This is a genomic window from Actinoplanes sp. G11-F43, from assembly GCF_050589265.1.
Lineage (GTDB): Bacteria > Actinomycetota > Actinomycetes > Mycobacteriales > Micromonosporaceae > Actinoplanes.
Genome location: NZ_JBNZCE010000042.1, coordinates 190,620 through 207,557 on the forward strand (window position 1 = coordinate 190,620; position 16,938 = coordinate 207,557).

Annotated in this window: 14 protein-coding genes; 8 read left to right on the plus strand and 6 right to left on the minus strand. The window is 70.0% G+C overall.

Features of this window, described 5'->3' with window-relative positions; translation table 11 throughout:
* Positions 1–158 precede the first annotated feature (158 nt).
* A complete protein-coding gene (locus ACQ0O7_RS37495) occupies positions 159–572 on the minus strand; it encodes a toll/interleukin-1 receptor domain-containing protein (protein ID WP_430789737.1) in 414 nt (137 codons plus the stop codon).
* Positions 573–778: 206 nt separating this feature from the next.
* Between ACQ0O7_RS37495 and ACQ0O7_RS37500 the strand changes: the two genes are divergently transcribed.
* From ACQ0O7_RS37500 to ACQ0O7_RS37515, 4 genes are all read left to right on the plus strand, one after another.
* Positions 779–1,837 carry a type I glyceraldehyde-3-phosphate dehydrogenase gene (locus ACQ0O7_RS37500; protein ID WP_430789739.1) on the plus strand — a complete coding sequence of 353 codons (1,059 nt, stop codon included), beginning with the start codon at positions 779–781 and terminating at the stop codon, positions 1,835–1,837.
* 55 nt (positions 1,838–1,892) lie between these two features.
* Positions 1,893–2,786, plus strand: a complete 894-nt coding sequence (locus ACQ0O7_RS37505) for a threonine/serine dehydratase (RefSeq protein WP_430789741.1) — start codon at positions 1,893–1,895, stop codon at positions 2,784–2,786.
* 78 nt (positions 2,787–2,864) lie between these two features.
* Entirely contained in the window at positions 2,865–3,473 is a 609-nt protein-coding gene (locus ACQ0O7_RS37510; RefSeq protein WP_430789743.1) for a GTP cyclohydrolase II, read from the plus strand.
* Between the two features lie 52 nt (positions 3,474–3,525).
* A complete protein-coding gene (locus tag ACQ0O7_RS37515; protein ID WP_430789745.1) occupies positions 3,526–4,128 on the plus strand; it encodes a M15 family metallopeptidase in 603 nt (200 codons plus the stop codon).
* Positions 4,129–4,132: 4 nt separating this feature from the next.
* On the opposite strand, the gene ACQ0O7_RS37520 is transcribed toward ACQ0O7_RS37515, so the two are convergent.
* Positions 4,133–4,930: a class I SAM-dependent methyltransferase gene (locus ACQ0O7_RS37520; RefSeq protein WP_430789747.1), complete on the minus strand. Its 798-nt coding sequence runs from the start codon at positions 4,928–4,930 to the stop codon at positions 4,133–4,135.
* A 102-nt stretch (positions 4,931–5,032) separates the two neighbouring features.
* Here ACQ0O7_RS37520 and ACQ0O7_RS37525 point away from each other — a divergent pair, with 102 nt between their 5' ends.
* Positions 5,033–6,058, plus strand: coding sequence for an aspartate-semialdehyde dehydrogenase (locus ACQ0O7_RS37525; RefSeq protein ID WP_430789749.1), 1,026 nt, complete (start codon positions 5,033–5,035; stop codon positions 6,056–6,058).
* Between the two features lie 231 nt (positions 6,059–6,289).
* Here the strand turns inward: ACQ0O7_RS37525 and ACQ0O7_RS37530 are convergent, their stop codons facing one another.
* Both ACQ0O7_RS37530 and ACQ0O7_RS37535 read right to left on the minus strand, forming a co-directional pair.
* On the minus strand, positions 6,290–7,144 hold the full coding sequence (locus ACQ0O7_RS37530) for a hypothetical protein (protein WP_430789751.1): 855 nt from the start codon (positions 7,142–7,144) through the stop codon (positions 6,290–6,292).
* Positions 7,145–7,192: 48 nt separating this feature from the next.
* Positions 7,193–8,200, minus strand: a complete 1,008-nt coding sequence (locus tag ACQ0O7_RS37535) for a hypothetical protein (protein WP_430789753.1) — start codon at positions 8,198–8,200, stop codon at positions 7,193–7,195.
* Here ACQ0O7_RS37535 and ACQ0O7_RS37540 point away from each other — a divergent pair.
* Together ACQ0O7_RS37540 and ACQ0O7_RS37545 are read left to right on the plus strand one after the other, a co-directional pair.
* On the plus strand, positions 8,181–10,949 hold the full coding sequence (locus ACQ0O7_RS37540) for a hypothetical protein (protein ID WP_430789755.1): 2,769 nt from the start codon (positions 8,181–8,183) through the stop codon (positions 10,947–10,949). The two genes, ACQ0O7_RS37535 and ACQ0O7_RS37540, sit on opposite strands and share 20 nt — an antisense overlap.
* A 148-nt stretch (positions 10,950–11,097) precedes the next feature.
* On the plus strand, positions 11,098–12,615 hold the full coding sequence (locus ACQ0O7_RS37545) for an RNB domain-containing ribonuclease (RefSeq protein ID WP_430789757.1): 1,518 nt from the start codon (positions 11,098–11,100) through the stop codon (positions 12,613–12,615).
* 191 nt (positions 12,616–12,806) lie between these two features.
* Here the strand turns inward: ACQ0O7_RS37545 and panB are convergent, their stop codons facing one another.
* Together panB and ACQ0O7_RS37555 are read right to left on the minus strand one after the other, a co-directional pair.
* On the minus strand, positions 12,807–13,637 hold the full coding sequence (panB, locus tag ACQ0O7_RS37550) for a 3-methyl-2-oxobutanoate hydroxymethyltransferase (protein ID WP_430789759.1): 831 nt from the start codon (positions 13,635–13,637) through the stop codon (positions 12,807–12,809).
* A gap of 62 nt (positions 13,638–13,699) precedes the next feature.
* On the minus strand, positions 13,700–15,451 hold the full coding sequence (locus ACQ0O7_RS37555) for an NAD+ synthase (RefSeq protein WP_430789761.1): 1,752 nt from the start codon (positions 15,449–15,451) through the stop codon (positions 13,700–13,702).
* Between the two features lie 112 nt (positions 15,452–15,563).
* On the opposite strand from ACQ0O7_RS37555, the gene glnA reads away from it, so the two are divergent.
* On the plus strand, positions 15,564–16,916 hold the full coding sequence (glnA, locus tag ACQ0O7_RS37560; RefSeq protein WP_430789893.1) for a type I glutamate--ammonia ligase: 1,353 nt from the start codon (positions 15,564–15,566) through the stop codon (positions 16,914–16,916).
* The last annotated feature ends 22 nt before the right edge of the window (positions 16,917–16,938 follow it).

Sequence of the window (16,938 nt, forward strand, 5' to 3'; positions counted from 1 at the left end):
GGTGGGGCCCTGCGCGGCGTTGCGGGCGTCGCCTGGTCACACTGGGTGCCTCGGTTCAGCTCCGTCTCGTCGCGTGGTCACGATCGGGCCGCGCGCCGGGTCAGGGGCCGGGGCGGGGCGTTCCGGGTGGCGTACACCCTCCGGGGATGGTCGCGCGATTACCACCCGGCGGTGGGCCGCAAACCTGGATCGCCGGAGATTCTTCGCGGGATTCCGCCGGCGAGGGTGAGCAGTGTCTCGATGGCGTCCTCCTCGTCGAGTCCGTGCAGGCTGTGGCACGGGATCGGGTGCAGCGCGCCGGGGGCTCCGGCGGCGTCCAGGCACAGCGCGATCAAGCGGCCGGCCAGGGCGGGGGCCTCGGTGAGCAGGGTCCAGTCGGTGATCGTGGCACGGTGCTCGGCGGAGAGCAGCAGGAGCACCGGGCCGTCGTCGGGGGCGCCGGCGGTGAGCCGCGCGGCGAACGTGCCGTCGGCGGGATCGAGGTGCACCTGGTGCCCGGCGGCGCGCAGGGAGGCGGCGATCCACTGTGCCCACGGTTCGTCGGCGGGCGCGTGGGAGACGAGGACGGGCACACCTCCAGCATGCCGGACTGCCGTCTACTGTGCCCTACCGGGTTTTGATGACCGTCGCTGACGTGGTGTGAGAATGTCGTCCGTTGACGTGCAACTTGCACAACTCATAGTGTCGGTGTCGTGACGGCGGGTGGATTCTTGTGGGAACAGGACCCTCCGAGTCTCAGGGCAAATACTGACAAAGTGAAACAATCGAGGAGCGCTCGATGACTGTCGCGATCGGGATCAACGGACTCGGGCGGATCGGCCGAAGCTTGACCCGGATCGTGGCCGCCATGCCAGACGCCGGAGTGGAGATCGCCGCGGTGAACGACATCGCGCCGACCGAGAAACTGGCGTACGGCCTGCGCAGGGACAGCATCCGGGGCACGTTCCCGGGCACGGTGACCGCGCGTGGGGACTACCTGGTGGTCAACGACCATGCCGTCCGTGCCTTCCACCACGAGCGGCCGGAGCGGATCCCGTGGGCCGACCACGGGGTGGACGTGGTGATCGAGGCCACCGGGCGGTTCCGGGCCGGCACCGCGGCCCGGCACCACATCACCCACGGTGGCGCCCGCAAGGTGGTGATCAGCGCCTCGGCCGACGACCCGGACGCCTTCCTGGTCTTCGGGGCGAACCATCAGAACTACGACCCGGCCAGCCACGACGTGGTCTCCCCGGCGTCCTGCGGGGTGAACGCGCTGACCGTGATGGCGAAGGTGCTGCTGGACCGCTTCGGGTTACGGTCGGTGAACACGTCGGTGATGCTCGCCACCCAGGGCTGGCAGCGGGTGCAGGACTCGATGGTCGGCACGTCACGGGACGACCCGCGTCTGGGCCGGGCCGGCGGGGACAGCATCATCCCGCACAACCACGTGGTCGGTGACCTGGTCCGGGTGGCGCTGCCGGAGATCGGTGAGATGCGGTACAGCTACTACTGCGTGCCCACCCCGATCGGCTCGCTGGCCGAGTTGTCCGGGACGACCGGGCGCCCGGTGACCGCCGAGGAGGTCAACCGGGCGATGGCGGAGGCGGCGGGGGGACCGCTGCGCGGGATTCTGGCGTACGACCCGGACCCGACCGTCTCCATCGACGTCAAGAACAATCCGGCGTCCTGCCTGTTCGACCCGTCCGGCACGCAGACCACCGCCGACGGCGGGGTGAAGGTGCGCGGCTGGTTCGACAACGAGTGGGGCTTCTCGAACCGATTACTGGATCTCGCGCGCCTGGTCGGCGACCGTTTACCGGTTCCGTCCAGCAGCGTCTCCTGGAGCGTCGCCTAGATTCTGTGCGGCCTCGCTCCCACGCGATCCGTCACACAGAACCTAAGCTGGTTTCATGATCGATCTGGCTGACGTGCAGGCCGCGGCGAAGCGCATCGACGGCCGGATCCGGCGGACCCCGGTCGTCGAGGCCGGCCCGGAGCTGTGGTTCAAGCTCGAATATCTGCAGCACGCCGGGTCGTTCAAGACCCGTGGCATGTTCAACCGGATCCTCACCGGGAACCCGCCGGCTGCCGGGATCATCGCGGCGTCCGGTGGCAACGCCGGGCTGGCCGCCGCCTACGCCGCCCACGAGCTGGGGATTCCGGCCGAGGTGTTCGTGCCGGTCACCGCGCCCGCGGTCAAGGTGGCGAAACTCGGCAAGCTCGGTGCCCGGGTGGTGCAGGAGGGCTCCGAGTACGCCGAGGCCTACGCCGCCGCGATCGTGCGTGCCGGGGAGACCGGGGCGTTGTTCTGCCACGCCTACGACGATCCGGCGATGGTGGCCGGGAACGGCACGATCGGGCTGGAGCTGCCGGACTGTGACACGGTGCTGGTGGCGGTCGGTGGGGGTGGGCTGATCGCCGGGATGCTGGCGGCGCTGCCGGACGTCGCGGTGAAAGCCGTCGAACCGGTCACCTCGTGCGCGCTGCACACGGCTCTGGAGCGCGGTGAGCCGGTCGATGTGTCCGTCTCCGGGGTGGCCGCTGATTCACTCGGCGCACGGCGTACCGGGCAAATCGCCTTTGATCTGGCGGTCTCTCGCAAGATCGAGTCGATCCTGGTCACCGACGACGCGATCGTCGAGGCCCGCCGCCGGCTGTGGGACGACCACCGGATCGTGGTCGAGCACGGCACCGCCGCCGCCCAGGCCGCACTGCTCTCCGGCGCCTACCGGCCGGAACCGGGCGAGCGGGTGGTGGTGCTGCTCTGCGGCGCCAACACCAACCCCGTTGATCTTGCAATGTGATCAGCGACCCTGGCCACCTCATGAACCGGCTTGTACGGTCGATCCGTACTTGAAGTGTCAAGTGCACAGGGAGAGGGCATGCCGGTTCGTACTCGCGTCACCGTTCCGCTCGAATTCCCCGACGGGTACCGCACCACGGCGGAGGTCATCACCTTCACCGGCCTGTCGGACGGGAAGGAGCATCTCGCACTCGCCCTCGGCGACGTCGCGGATGCCGAGGTGCCGCTGGTCCGGCTGCACTCCGAGTGCATGACCGGCGACGTCTTCGGCTCACAGCGCTGCGACTGCGGCCCCCAGCTGCGGGAGGCGGTCGAGCGGATCGCCGAGACCGGCGGCTATCTGCTGTACCTGCGGCAGGAGGGGCGGGGCATCGGGTTGTACGCGAAGCTCGACGCGTACGCGCTTCAGGACACCGGGATGGACACGTACGAGGCCAACCGCGCTCTCGGGCACGCCGACGACGAGCGGGACTACACCGCCGCCGGGCAGATGCTGGACGCCCTCGGCGCCGCGGTGATCGACCTGCTCACCAACAACCCGGACAAGTCGCGGCAGCTTCGGGACCTGGGAGTCGAGGTGCGGGCGGTGCGGCCGACGGCGGTGCACGCCTCGCCGGTGAACGTGCGTTACCTCCAGGCCAAGGTCGCCCACACCCAGCACACCATCGATCTGGCCCCCGCGTCCTGAGTTCTTTTCCGGTTGCGCCTCAGTTTCCGGGGCTGCCGCCGAACGAGAAGGCGTGGGAATCGAGGGAGTGAATTCGCGCATCGCGAGTATCCAGAGCCGGATCCTCGCCTTGCAGGGCCAGCAGGCCACCACCGCGACCAGCTCGACCGCGGCCAAGAGCGGCACCGCGCCCGCGCAGGGAAGCTTCGCCAGCCACCTGCGCAGCGCGGTCGCTGCCTCGACGGCCGAGACGGACAAAACCTACAAACTTAACAGCAAGGGCGTACCCGAAGACCTCGTCGCGTACGGCAACGGCAAGATCCCGGCAGAGGCCCTCGGGCAGGTCGGCGACACCCGGCACAAGCTCTGGGCGCCGGCCGCGCAGAACCTGAACCGGATGATCGAGGACGCCAAACGCGACGGGGTCAAGATCGGAATTACCGATTCCTACCGGCCGTACGCCGAACAGGTCGATCTGGCCCGCCGCAAGGGGCTCTACTCACAGGGCGGGCTGGCGGCCAAGCCCGGCACCAGCGAGCACGGCTGGGGCATGGCCACCGACCTGGACCTGAACTCCGAGGCACTGTCCTGGATGCGGAAGAACGCCAAGAACTACGGGTTCGTGGAGAACGTGCCCCGGGAGTCGTGGCATTGGGCGTACCGGCCGCGGTCCTGATCTCTCAGACCCGGCACAGGATCTCGCCGTGCGGGATGATCAGCCAGCCGTCGGGGTCTTCGGCCCAGTGCCGCCAGCCGTCCGCGATCCGCTGGAGATCCCTTTCGGTCGCCGCGCCGGTCCGGATCGACTTTTCTGACATGTCGGACTTCAGGATGCGCTCCGCCCACATCCCGCCCCACCACTGCCGGTCCTCGTCGTTCGCGAAGCACCACACACTGGCCGTCGCGGTGACCTCGGTGAAGCCCGCCTCCCGCGCCCACGACAGCAGCCGCCGCCCGGCGTCCGGCTCGCCGCCGTTGCCGCGCGCCACCCGCTGGTAGAGGGCCAGCCACTCGTCCAGCTCCGGCACCTGGGGAAACCAGGTGAACGCCGCGTAGTCGCTGTCGCGGGCCGCGACCAGCCCGCCCGGCCGGGTCACCCGGCGCATCTCGCGCAGCGCGGCGACCGGATCGGCCACGTGCTGCAGCACCTGGTGGGCGTGCACCACGTCGAACGTGGCGTCCGGGAAGTCCAGCGCGTGCACGTCGCCGACCGCGAACTCGACGCCGGACAGACCGCGCCGCTCGATCTCGGCGCGGGCCAGGTCGAGGGCCGGCCCGGTCTGCTCCAGGGCCACCGTCCGGCCGGGTGTGACGCGTGTCGCCAGGTCGGCGGTGATGGTGCCGGGGCCGCATCCGACGTCCAGCAGTGAAAATCCGGAGGAAAGATGTGGCAGCAGGTAAGCGGCCGAATTCTCTGCGGTGCGCCAGCGATGTGAGCGCAAGACCGACTCGTGGTGTCCGTGGGTGTAGGTCGCCATGGCCCTCACGCTAGGCCCGCTGTCCTCAAATGTGGGACTGTGATCCCATCATTCGGACAACCTTATTTCTCTACTCGCAGTTCAGGCCGTACTTTGGTGCCCATGAGGATCGGTATCGTCGGGGCGACGGGACAGGTCGGCAGCGTCATGCGCCGCATCCTGGCCGAGCGCCAGTTCCCTGTTTCCGAGCTCCGGCTCTTCGCCTCCGCGCGCAGCGCGGGCCGCACCATCGCGTGGGGCGCCGGCGAGGTGACCGTCGAGGACACCGCCACGGCCGACTACTCCGGCCTCGACATCGTGCTCTTCTCCGCCGGCAAGGGCGGCTCGCTGGAGTTCGCGCCGCGTTTCGCCGAGGCCGGGGCGGTCATCGTCGACAACTCGTCGGCGTACCGGATGGATCCCGACGTCCCGCTCGTCGTCGCCGAGGTCAACCCGGCCGCCGCCCAGGTCCGGCCGAAGGGGATCATCGCCAACCCGAACTGCACCACCATGGCCGCCATGCCGGTGCTGCGCCCGCTGCACGACGAGGCCGGGCTGGTCTCCTTCATCGCCACCACCTACCAGGCGGTCGGCGGTGCGGGCCTGGCCGGGGTGGCCGAGCTGGACGAGCAGATCAAGAAGGTCGCGGACCGGGCCACCGAGCTCACCCACGACGGCTCGGCCGTCGAGTTCCCCGAGTCCAAGGTGTTCCCGAAGCCGATCGCGTTCAACGTGATCCCGCAGGCCGGCTCGTTCGTCGACGACGGCAGCTTCGAGACCGACGAGGAGCAGAAGCTCCGCAACGAGAGCCGCAAGATCCTCGACCTGCCGGGGCTGCTGGTGTCCGGCACCTGTGTGCGCGTGCCGGTCTTCACCGGGCACTCCATCCAGGTCAACGCCCGGTTCAGCAACCCGCTGCCGGTGGCCCGCGCCCGCGAGATCCTGGCGACCGCGCCCGGGGTCGAGCTGTCCGACGTGCCCACCCCGCTGCAGGCGGCCGGGCGCGATCCGTCGTATGTCGGCCGGTTCCGGGTCGACCCCACCGCGGAGAACGGTTTGTCGTTCTTCATCTCCAACGACAACCTGCGCAAGGGCGCCGCGCTCAACGCCGTCCAGATCGCCGAGCTGGTGGCCGCCGAGATCGGCTGACCTCCGCTTCCCCGAACCGCCCCGGACGCCGTACGTCCGGGGCGGTTTCGTGTTCTTCACAACGGAAATCCGGGACATTTTGCCCGAATCGGTAGCACATAGTTAGTTTTAGCGGCACAGTGATGGAATGAACGACAGTGGGCTGGGCGGACAAGGCTACTTCTGGTGCCTCCGCGACCACCGGGTGGAGAGCGGCGACGACGTGTGCCCCGCTCAATACCGGCTCGGTCCCTACGCCACGGCTGACGAAGCGACGCGGGCACTCGAAACCGCCGAGAAGCGCAACGCCGACTGGGATGCCGAGGACGCCCGCTGGACAGGGGAATCCAGCTGACGTAAACCGCCTCTCCCGGCGCGCCCGCAGTCATTCGAAAGGAACACCTCGATGCCCGCTGCCAAAAAGGCCTCTCCAAAACCCAGATCAACCCCGGTTGCTGGTACGGGTAATCGAGCGGCCACCACACCCAGAACCACGACGACGGGCACGCCCCGGCAGCCCGCGCGCGCGGCCGTTTCGTCGCGCACCGCTGCGCCCAAGCCCGCCCGTGCCGCCGCGTCGTCACGCACCGCCGTGTCTTCGCGTGCCGCCGCGTCTTCACGCACCGCCGCGCCGAAGCCTGCCCGTGCCGCCGCTTCGGCCGTCGGCCGGGGTGCTGTTTCGGCTGCCGGCCGGGCCAAGGCGTCCGCCGAGATCGTGAAGCCGCGCGTGCCGACCAAGGCCGCCGCCTCTTCCAAAGCCGCCCCCTCCACAGTGGCCCCTGCCAAAACGGTTGCGGCGGTGAAGTCGGCCGCCCCGAAGCCCGCCACCAGAACCGCCCCCAAAGCCACCACCGTGAAACCGTCTTCGGCGAAGGCGGCCGCCACCGATCGGGCTCCGGCAAAGGCGACCACAGCCAATCGAGCGCCGGCCAAATCCGTTGCCGCCAAATCGACCGCGGCGAAAACCTCTTCCACCGCTAAGACCGTTACCGCTCCGACGAGGAAGTCCGCCGCCGGAGCGCGGAACGCCACCACCGGCAAGGTGGTAACCCAGCGAACCGCCAGCAAGACCGCTCCCGCGAAGACCGCTACTTCCGCGTCTTCCACCAAAGCTTCCGTGCCCTCCGCGAAGGCTGCCGCATCCTCCGCAAAGGGTCATGCGTCCGCCGTGAAGCCAGCCGGAAAGATCCTCGCCGCGACCAAGTCCCGTCCATCACGGGTCGTATCGGCCCGAACCGCCACGAATGCCGAAAGCCTCGTATCCCTCGCGCGAAGCCGAACATCAGCACCGGAAAAGCCCACGGTCCGGGCGACCGCCAGCACTTCCGCGACGGCCGGAGGCCCGAAAGCCGCTGCCGCCAAGGCTGGTACCGCCAAGCCGGTCGCCGGGAAGGCCAGCGCCCCCAAGCCGGTCGCCGGGAAGGCCAGCGCCGCCAAGCCGGTCGCTGCGAAAGCTGGTGCCACTAAGTCCGGTACCGCGAAGGCCGGTACTGCGAAGGCCGGTGCCACTAAGTCCGGTACTGCGAAGGCCGGTGGCGGTAAGACCGGCGCGGTGAAGTCGACCGTGGCGAAGCCTGCCGGTGCGAGAACGATCAGCGGGAAGACGGTACTGCTGGCACCGGCTGCGAAGAGCGTCGCCGCGAAGGCATTGGCCGGGAAGAGCGGTGCCGTCAAAGGCGCGGCCGGAAAGAGCGCCGCCAAGAACGTCGTCGCCGCGACGAAGACGGGCAAAACCGTGACGGCGACGGCAGCCACCCGGAAGTCCGCGGCAGCCCCCGCGACCCGGAAGTCCGCGGCAGCGCCCGCGACCCCGAAATCTGCCGGGCCGAAGAAGGCTCCCTCGAAGACCACCACCGCCAAGCTCGCCGGGGCCAGGCCCGCCGCGGCCAAGGCCACCAGTCCCAAGGCGGTCAGCGCGAAGGTCGCCAACATCAAGACCAGTAGCGCCAAGGCCAGTAGCGCCAAGGCGAGTAGTGGCAAGGCCAGTAGTGGCAAGGCGGCTGTCGGGAAGGCCGCCACCGGGCAGAGCGGCGCCGGGAACGTTGTGGCGTTGCGGCGAGGGGTGAAGCCGCCGGCCGAGAAGTCCTCCGGCCGTTCTGGTCGTTCCGGCGGTTCGCGGCGGGTCGCCGCGGCGATGGGCAGCATGCCGCGGAACCAGGTCACCGTCTCCACCGGGGACGACGGGTGGGATGAGTCCCAGCCCGAGGCCGGGAACGGCGTGGGCGGTGCCGGAAAGTCGGCGGGTACACCGTTCGCCGGCGGCTGGTTCGCACCGCAGCACGCCGGGCAGCCGGACGCGGAATCCGACCAGTGGGGCGCCGACCGTCCCGACCTGGAAACACTCGGTGATGAGGAGTCCGACGGTTCGGGTGACGACTACACCGGCCCGGCCAACCCCGTCGAATCAGGCTGGGTGTCGGCCCTCACCCGGATCTCCGGTGAGGACGGTCGCGAACTCGTCCCCACCGAAGCCGGCGAACCCCTCACCACCGAGGTACTCCGGAACCGCATCGCCACGGCAACCGCAGGCGTCACCGAACCCGGCCGCACGGGCGACCTCGCCCAGGCCGGCTACGGCGACTCGGCGGACGACCTCGACGGCGATTCCGGGGACGACCTCGACGACGACTTCGCGGACGACCCCGACGATGACGTACCTGCGGCGACTTCGTCGGATGATCTTCGCCGACGCGATCCGGGCCAGGCCGCCCGTGCCGGGGCCGAGCTCGCCGCCGATCAGGAAGACGAAGACCAAGAGTACGAAGAAGTCGACGACGAAGCCCTCGACGAGGACGAGGACGACGAAGTAGACGCAGACGGCGGCGAAGTGGACGGCCTGGAACTCGAAGGCCCGGACGCGTCGGCGGCCTCGGACACGGACCTCGCGGACGAAGAGCCCACGTCTGGGCCGGTGATGGCGGCCGGTTCCCGGAGGACTTCGGCCGGGGCCGGGCGATCCCGGCGTCCCGCCGCTTCCCGGGCGAACGCGGGCCCTGCCACGAAGTCGACCCGCTCCAAGACCGCTGGCACCGGAAACGCCCGGACCACCGGTTCAGCAGGTTCAGCAGGTTCAGCCGCAAAGGCGACCACGGCCAAAGCCGCCACAACCAAAGCCGCGACGGCCCGGGGTGGTACTGCCAAAGCTGGTGCCGCGAAGGCTCGTACCGCGAGTTCCGCGGCCACGAAGTCGGCGGCCGGGGCAACCGGAACCGCCAAGGCAACAGCCGCCAAGGCAACGGCTGCGAAGGCAACGGCTGCGAAGGCAACGGCTGCGAAAACCACCGCGGCGAAGGATTCCCCCGCGAAAACGACGGCGGTGAAGACGGCGGCTGCGAAAGCGACGGCTACCAGGCCGGTGGCTTCGAAGTCGATGGGCAAAGCGACAGGAGCCAAGGCGACACCCACGAAGTCAGCCGCGACGACAGCGGCCAAGGCTGCCGCGACGAACGCGCGCGGCGCCAAATCGCCGGCGACGAAGACGGGCGGGACCAAGGCCACAGCGACCAAGGCCACGGCAAACAAGGCCGTGGCGGGCAAGGTCACGGCTAACAAGGGCACAGCGGGCAAGGTCACGGCGGGTAAAGCCACGGCGGGCAAGGCTGCTGTAGCGAAGGCGGCTGGGGCTAAAGCGGCCGGGGCCAAGGCGACGGCGACGAAGGCGGCTGGAAACAGGGCGCCGATTGCGAAGGCTGCTTCGGCGGGGGCCGCGGGTAAGACGGCTACAGCGGCGAAGAGCACGGCAGCGAAGGTGACCGGGGCCAAGGCGGCTGCGAAGAAGGCCACGCCTGTGAAGTCGGCCGGTGCTGCGAAGAGCGCTGGGGTCAAGGCCACGAGTGCCAGAGCCGCGACAGCCAACGCGACCGCCGCCAAGACCGGTGCAAAGGCCATGCCGTCAAAGGCCACGCCGTCGAAGGCGGCAGCATCGAAGGCGGCAGCATCAAAGGCGGCTGGGACCGCGGCGAGGTCCGCTACTGCGAAGGCGGTTGGTGGTAAGGCCGCCACCGCGGCGAGGAGCACAGCGGCTAAGGCCACCGGGGCTGAAGCGACTGCGGCGAAGAGCACGGCAGCTAAGGCGACCAGGGCTAAAGCGACCGGAGCTAAGGCTACGGCCGTAAAGGCCACAGCGACCAAGGCGACCCCGGCAAAGACGACGGCTGCAAAGGTGGCGGGGACCAAGGCGACGGCGGCCAAGGCTACGGCGGCCAAGGCCACGGCGGCCAAGGCTGCTGGAACGAAAGCAACGGCTGCGAAAGCGACGGCTGCGAAAGCGACGGCTACTAAGGCGACTGCGACTGGGGCGACGGCCAAGGCGGCTGGGACAAAAGCGGCGAAGTCGACTGCGGTTAAGGCGGCCGGGGCTAAAGCAGGTGGTGGTGCGACCCGCGGTGGCTCTGCCACGAAAGTCACGGCGGCTAAGAAGACTGGTTCGGCTGCGGTCAAGGCGACCAAGGCCTCCACTGCTAAGGCCACTGGCGCCAAGGCCACTACCGCTGAGGCTGCGACAGGTCGATCCGCGCCGGTGAAGTCTGCGAGGGCTGGAAGTAGGGCGGCCCCTGCCAAGAACGCTGCTGGGAGAGCGACTGCGGCGAAGGGTGCTGCCGCCAAGGCTGCTGGCACCAAGGCGACGGCGGCCAAGGTGACGGTGGCTAAGAAGACTGCTGCCAAGGCCACGAATGCCAAGGCTGCTACGGCCAAGGCCGGTACCACTGGGGCCGGCGCCAAGAGTGCTAACGCCGCGGGTGGGCGGAGTGCTTCGGGGCGGGCGGCTAACAAGTCGGTGGCGGCGGGGGCCGGGAGCTCGACCGGGAACGCGGCCAAGGCTGCGCGGGCCGGGCGGAGTTCGGGGGTCGACGCGGGAGGAGCCGGGAGTACGTCGGGAAGTGCGCGAACCGCTCGTGCGGGGCGCCGGTGACGGTGGCCCGGCGGCGGTAGGCGACTGGGCCGAGTGCGGCTCGGCCGAAAGCGGATAGGCCGAAAGCGGCGTGTTCCCGGCGGTGGGGGCGCGCCGCTTTCGCCTGTGCCCCGGCCGGCGTGGGGTGTGGCCCTGGTAGTAATGGGGCGTGCCGATCAAACGGGTGGTGGCGCCGCAGATCGACTTCTCGGGGCTGCGGCGGGAGTTGGGGTTGCCGGACGAGTTTCCGGCGGCGGTGCTGGTGGAGGCGGGGGAGGTGGTTCGGGAGGGGTGGTTGCCTTCGGTGGACCGTACGGACATCGCGTTCTTGACCGTCGATCCGGCCGGATCCCGGGATCTTGACCAGGCCATGCATCTGAGCCGGCGGCCGGGTGGCGGGTACCGGGTGCTCTATGCGATCGCCGACGTCGTCTCCTTCGTGCGGCCGGGTGGGGCGGTCGAGGCGGAGAGCTGGGTTCGGGGGCAGACGATCTATCTGCCGGACGGGCGGGTTCCGTTGCATCCGCCGGTGCTCAGCGAGGAGGCGGTCAGTCTGCTGCCGGGTGGGGACCGGGCCGCCGTCGTCTGGACCATCGACCTGGACGGTGACGGGGAGACGGTGGACGTCCGGGTGGAACGGGCCCGGGTGCGCAGCCGGGCCCAGCTCGACTACGCGGGGCTGCAACGGCAGTTCGACGCCGGGACCGCTCCGGAGCCGATCGGTCTGCTTCCGGAGATCGGGGAACTGCTGGCCCGGCGGGCCACCGAGCGGGGTGCGGTGAACCTGCCGCTTCCGTCGCAGGAGGTGGAGCGGGACGGGGACGGCTGGCGGCTGGTGCTGCGGGCGCCCCTGCCGATCGAGGAGCACAACGCGCAGATCTCTCTGCTGACCGGGATGGCCGCGGCGCGGATCATGCTGGACGGCGGGATCGGCATGCTGCGGACCATGCCATCGCCGAAGCCGGAGGCGGTCGCCACGTTGCGGGCCGCGGCCGAACCGCTCGGTATCAGCTGGCCGGACGGCGCCCCTGTCGGTGTGGTGGTGGCGGCCGTCGATCCGGCGGATCCGCGTGGCGCCGCCTTCCTCGACCAGGCGGCCGAACTGCTGCGCGGCGCCGGCTATACGGCCTTCAACGACGCCGCGCCCGCGGAGAACGAGGACGCGGCGGGGAGGAGAAGGGCAGGGGACCAGGACGCCGGCGAGCAGCTCACCGGTGTGAACGGCGCGGGGGAGAGAGGGCGGCCGGCGGATGTCGGGCATGGTGGGGTCGGTGCGCCATACGCGCACGTCACGGCGCCGCTGCGGCGACTCGCGGACCGCTACGCCACGGAGACATGCCTTTCCCTGTACGCCGGGAGCCCGGTCCCCGACTGGGTGGTGAGCGCGTTGCCCCGTCTCCCGAAGGCCATGTCGGCCACCGACCGGGTCGCGTCGGCCGCTGATCGTGGGGCGATCGATCTGGCCGAGGCGGTGCTGTTGCACGGGCGGGTCGGTGAGGTGTTCGACGCCGCGGTGCTGGACCGCGACGAGCCGTCGGCGAAACGGCCGGCCGGGGGCACGATCGCGCTGGACGATCCGGCGGTGCGCGCCAAGTGCCTGGGGGATCTGCCGCTGGGCCAGCGGGTCCGGGTGCGCCTGACGGCTGCCGACCCGGCGTCCCGCACGGTCCGGTTCGAGCGGACGTAGCAAAAGACGGAAAAGTCCGAATATTTGGTACGGGTAACGACCTCGCACCAATCGAGATCAACTGAGGGGTGAGGAATCCCGAGCCGAGGGTTCGAGCCCGGGCGGGCGAAGGGCGCAAGCTATCGAGCCAGGGCGTCGGGCGGGCACCGGAGGGTGCGGGGAACACCGAGCCGGGTGTTCCCCGTACACAATCAGAAGGTGTGCTCCTGGGCCGGGAACTCGCCGGACCGGACCTCGTCGGCGAACTGCCGGGTGGCCTCGCTCAAGGCGCCGGCCAGGTCGGCGTAACGCTTCACGAACCGGGGGGCCTTGCCGGTGCGCAGGCCGGCCATGTCCTGCCAGACCAGCACCTGGGCGTCGGTGTCGGGGCCGGCGCCGATGCCCACCGTGGGGATGGCCAGTTCCTTGGTGATCTGCTGGGAGACCTCGCCCGGAACCATCTCCAGGACCACCGCGAACGCCCCGGCGTCGGCGACCGCGCGGGCGTCCGAGATGACCTCGGCACCCTCGTTCTCGCGGCCCTGCACGCGGTAGCCGCCGATGGCGTGTTCGCGCTGCGGGGTGAAGCCGATGTGTGCCATCACCGGGATGCCGGCGCCGGTGATCGCCTCGATCTGTGGGGCCATCCGGCGGCCGCCCTCCAGTTTGACCGCGTGGCAGCCGCCTTCTTTCATGAAGCGGACGGCGGTGCGCAGCGCCTGGGTGGGGCCTTCCTCGTAGCTGCCGAACGGCAGGTCACCGACGACCAGCGCGGTGGTGGTGGCCCGCACCACGGCCCGGACCAGCGGCAGCATCTCGTCGACGGTGATCGGGATGGTGGTCTCGTGGCCGAAGACGTTGTTGGCCGCCGAGTCGCCGACGAGCAGGACCGGCACCCCGGACTGGTCGAAGATCCGGGCGGTGTACATGTCATAGGACGTGAGCATCGGCCAGCGGTCGCCGCGGACCTTGGCGTTCAGCAGGTCGCGGGTGCGGACGCGACGGGTGGCTGGGCCTCCGTACAAAGTCGGAATCTCCGACATGTCACTGACTCCTCCCTCGAGGCCGCGCGGATGCGGTCCCCGGGTCCGCCCATCGTCGCACTTCAGAGACCCTCGCGAAACAAGTTGGTGATAGGGAGACGTCGATCACGGCCGAACGCCTTGCCGGAGATCTTGGTGCCGGGGGCCGACTGGCGCCTCTTGTACTCGGCCAGGTCGATCATGCGCAGGGTCCGGTCCACCAGGGCCGGATCGTTGCCCGCCGCGATCAGCTCGTCCCGGCCGAGGTCGTGGTCGACGTACCCCTTGATGATCGGGTCGAGGATCTCGTAGTCGGGCAGCGAGTCCGAGTCCTTCTGGTCCGGCCGCAACTCGGCGCTGGGCGCCTTGGTGATCGAGTTCTCCGGGATCGGCGGGTCGCCCTGGGTGTTCCGCCAGCGGGCGAGCTGCCACACCATCGTCTTCGGCACGTCCTTGAGCGGGTTGAAACCGCCGACCGAGTCGCCGTAGAGGGTGGAGTAGCCGACCGCCAGCTCGCTCTTGTTGCCGGTGGTCAGCACCAGGTGGCCCTCCTGGTTGGAGAGCGCCATCAGGATCACCCCGCGCACCCGGGCCTGCAGATTCTCCACGGCCAGGCCGGACAGTGACATGTTGGCCAGAAAGGTGTCGACCATCGGCTGGATCGGCTCGGTGCGGTAGTCCAGGCCGGTGCGCTTGGCCAGGTCGGCGGCGTCGTCCCTGGAGTGGCCGGACGAGTAGCCGCTGGGCAGCGAGACGCCGGTGACGCGCTCCGGGCCGAGGGCGTCGACGGCGATCGCGGCCACCACCGCGGAGTCGATGCCGCCGGAGAGACCGAGGACGACCGAGCGGAACCGGTTCTTGTCCACGTAGTCGCGCAGGCCGAGGACCAGGGCGGACCAGATCTCCGCCTCGTCCTCGATCCGCTCGGCGACGCCGCCGGCCCGGGGCTCGCCGGAGAGGTCCGCGACCAGGCCGGCGTCGAACCGCGCGATCCGCATCTCCTCGACCGGCTCGACCGGGTCGGCGGAGGCGTTCGGCGTGGTGTCGGCCTCCGGCAGCTCCAGGTCGTGGACCAGCAGCTCCTCGCTGAACTGGCCCGTCCTGGCCAGCAGCTCCCCGCCCGCCGACACGATCATCGAATCCCCGTCGAAGACCAGCTCGTCCTGCCCGCCGACCATGTTGACGAACGCGACCGCCGCACCCGCCTCGACCGCCCGCCGCTGCACAAGAGCGAGCCGGACGTCGTCCTTGTTCAACTCGTACGGCGAGGCGTTGATGTTGACCACCAGCCCGACGCCGGCCCGCCGCGCGGCGGTGAACGGCCCCCCGGCCTGCCAGATGTCCTCGCAGACGGTGAGGGCCACGTCGACCCCGCCCAGCCGCACCACGGTGAGGGTGTCACCGGCCTCGAAGTAGCGGTCCTCGTCGAAGACGCCGTAGTTGGGCAGGTGGTGCTTGTAGTAGGTGGCGACGACCGCACCCCGGTGCAGCAGCGCGGACGCGTCCCGCCGGCCGGTCCCGGGGACGGCGTCGGCGCTGATCGCCGGCGGCCCGTCGGCGTCCACGTAGCCGACCACCACGGCCAGCTCGCCGAGACCGTCGGCGGCCAGATCGGCGGCGAGCGTGGTGAGCGCCCGCCGGGACGTCTCGACGAACGAGTTGCGGAAGACCAGGTCCTCGATCGGGTAGCCGGTCAGCATCATCTCCGGGAACGCCACCAGGTGCGCTCCGGCGTCGGCGGCCTGCCGGGACCAGCGGCGAACCGCGGCGGCATTGCCGGAAATGTCACCGACTGTCGAGTTCACCTGAGCGAGGGCGATGCGCAGCGTGGGCATGCCCATATTCTTGCCCCTCGGCGGCCGGTTTGATCCCGACCCGGGCCGACGTCACAAGCCGTGAACAGCGTAGTCTCGGCTCGATAGGTAGACATCCGGACTAGGGGTGGCAGTGGACCGACAGCAGGAGTTCGTGCTTCGCACGCTCGAGGAGCGCGACATCCGTTTCGTGCGCCTCTGGTTCACCGATGTGCTCGGCACTCTCAAGAGCGTCTCGGTGGCCCCGGCCGAGCTGGAGTCCGCCTTCGAGGAGGGCATCGGCATCGACGGCTCGGCGATCGAGGGCTTCGCCCGGGTCTTCGAGTCCGACATGGTCGCCATGCCCGACCCGACCACCTTCCAGGTCTTCCCGTTCGAGGGCGGGGTCAGCGGCGAGAGCGCCCGGATGTTCTGCGACATCCTGCTCCCCGACGGCAGCGCGGCCTGGGCCGACCCGCGGCACGTGCTGCGCCGTTCCCTGGCCAAGGCGGCGGAGAAGGGCTTCACCTTCTACACCCACCCCGAGGTCGAGTTCTTCCTGATCCAGGACGGGCCCAACGACGGCTCGGTGCCGGTCCCGGTGGACAGCGGCGGCTACTTCGACCACACCACCCACGCGGTGGCCCGGGACTTCCGCCGGCAGGCCGTGCTGGCGCTGGAGCGGATCGGCATCTCGGTCGAGTTCAGCCACCACGAGGTCGCGCCCGGCCAGCAGGAGATCGATCTGCGCTACGCGGACGCCCTGACCACCGCCGACAACATCATGACGTTCCGGCACGTGGTCAAGGAGGTGGCGCTCTCCCAGGGGGTGCGGGCCACCTTCATGCCCAAGCCGTACACCGATCAGCCCGGCTCCGGCATGCACACCCACCTGTCGCTGATGGAGGGCGAGCGCAACGCCTTCTACGACAGCGAGGACCCGCAGAAGCTGTCCAAGACGGCCCGCTCGTTCATCGCCGGCCTGCTGGTGCACGCCCGGGAGATCACCGCCGTCACCAACCAGTGGGTCAACTCGTACAAGCGGCTCTTCCCGCTCCAGCTGCCGGACCGGATCACCGAGTCGCCGGCGTTCGTCAGCTGGGGCCACCTCAACCGGTCCGCGCTGGTCCGGGTGCCCGCGTTCGGCAAGCCCAGCTCGGCCCGGGTCGAGGTGCGGTCGATCGACTCGGCGGCCAACCCCTACCTGGCCTTCGCCGTCATGCTCGGCGCCGGCCTGAAAGGCATCGAGGAGGGCTACGAGCTGCCCCCGGGCGCCGAGGACGACGTGTGGTCGCTGTCGCCGGCCGAGCGCAAGGCCGCCGGATACGAGGCGCTCCCGGAGAACCTGTCCGAGGCGATCGACGTGATGGCCGGTTCGGAGCTGGTGGCCGAGGTGCTCGGCGAGCACGTCTTCGAATTCTTCCTGCGCAACAAGCGGGCCGAGTGGGAGCAGTTCCGGCGCGAGGTCACGCCGTACGAGCGCCAGCGTTACCTGGGCGCGCTGTAGTTCTTCCGGAGTCCACGTGCAG

Bases quoted from the DNA above. Each gene is read 5' to 3' on its own strand.
- ACQ0O7_RS37500 (WP_430789739.1), top strand. From the start codon at position 779: ATGACTGTCGCGATCGGGATCAACGGACTCGGGCGGATCGGCCGAAGC.
- ACQ0O7_RS37505 (WP_430789741.1), top strand. From the start codon at position 1,893: ATGATCGATCTGGCTGACGTGCAGGCCGCGGCGAAGCGCATCGACGGC.
- ACQ0O7_RS37510 (WP_430789743.1), top strand. From the start codon at position 2,865: ATGCCGGTTCGTACTCGCGTCACCGTTCCGCTCGAATTCCCCGACGGG.
- ACQ0O7_RS37520 (WP_430789747.1), bottom strand. From the start codon at position 4,930: ATGGCGACCTACACCCACGGACACCACGAGTCGGTCTTGCGCTCACAT.
- ACQ0O7_RS37525 (WP_430789749.1), top strand. From the start codon at position 5,033: ATGAGGATCGGTATCGTCGGGGCGACGGGACAGGTCGGCAGCGTCATG.
- ACQ0O7_RS37540 (WP_430789755.1), top strand. From the start codon at position 8,181: ATGCCGCGGAACCAGGTCACCGTCTCCACCGGGGACGACGGGTGGGAT.
- panB (WP_430789759.1), bottom strand. From the start codon at position 13,637: ATGTCGGAGATTCCGACTTTGTACGGAGGCCCAGCCACCCGTCGCGTC.
- ACQ0O7_RS37555 (WP_430789761.1), bottom strand. From the start codon at position 15,451: ATGCCCACGCTGCGCATCGCCCTCGCTCAGGTGAACTCGACAGTCGGT.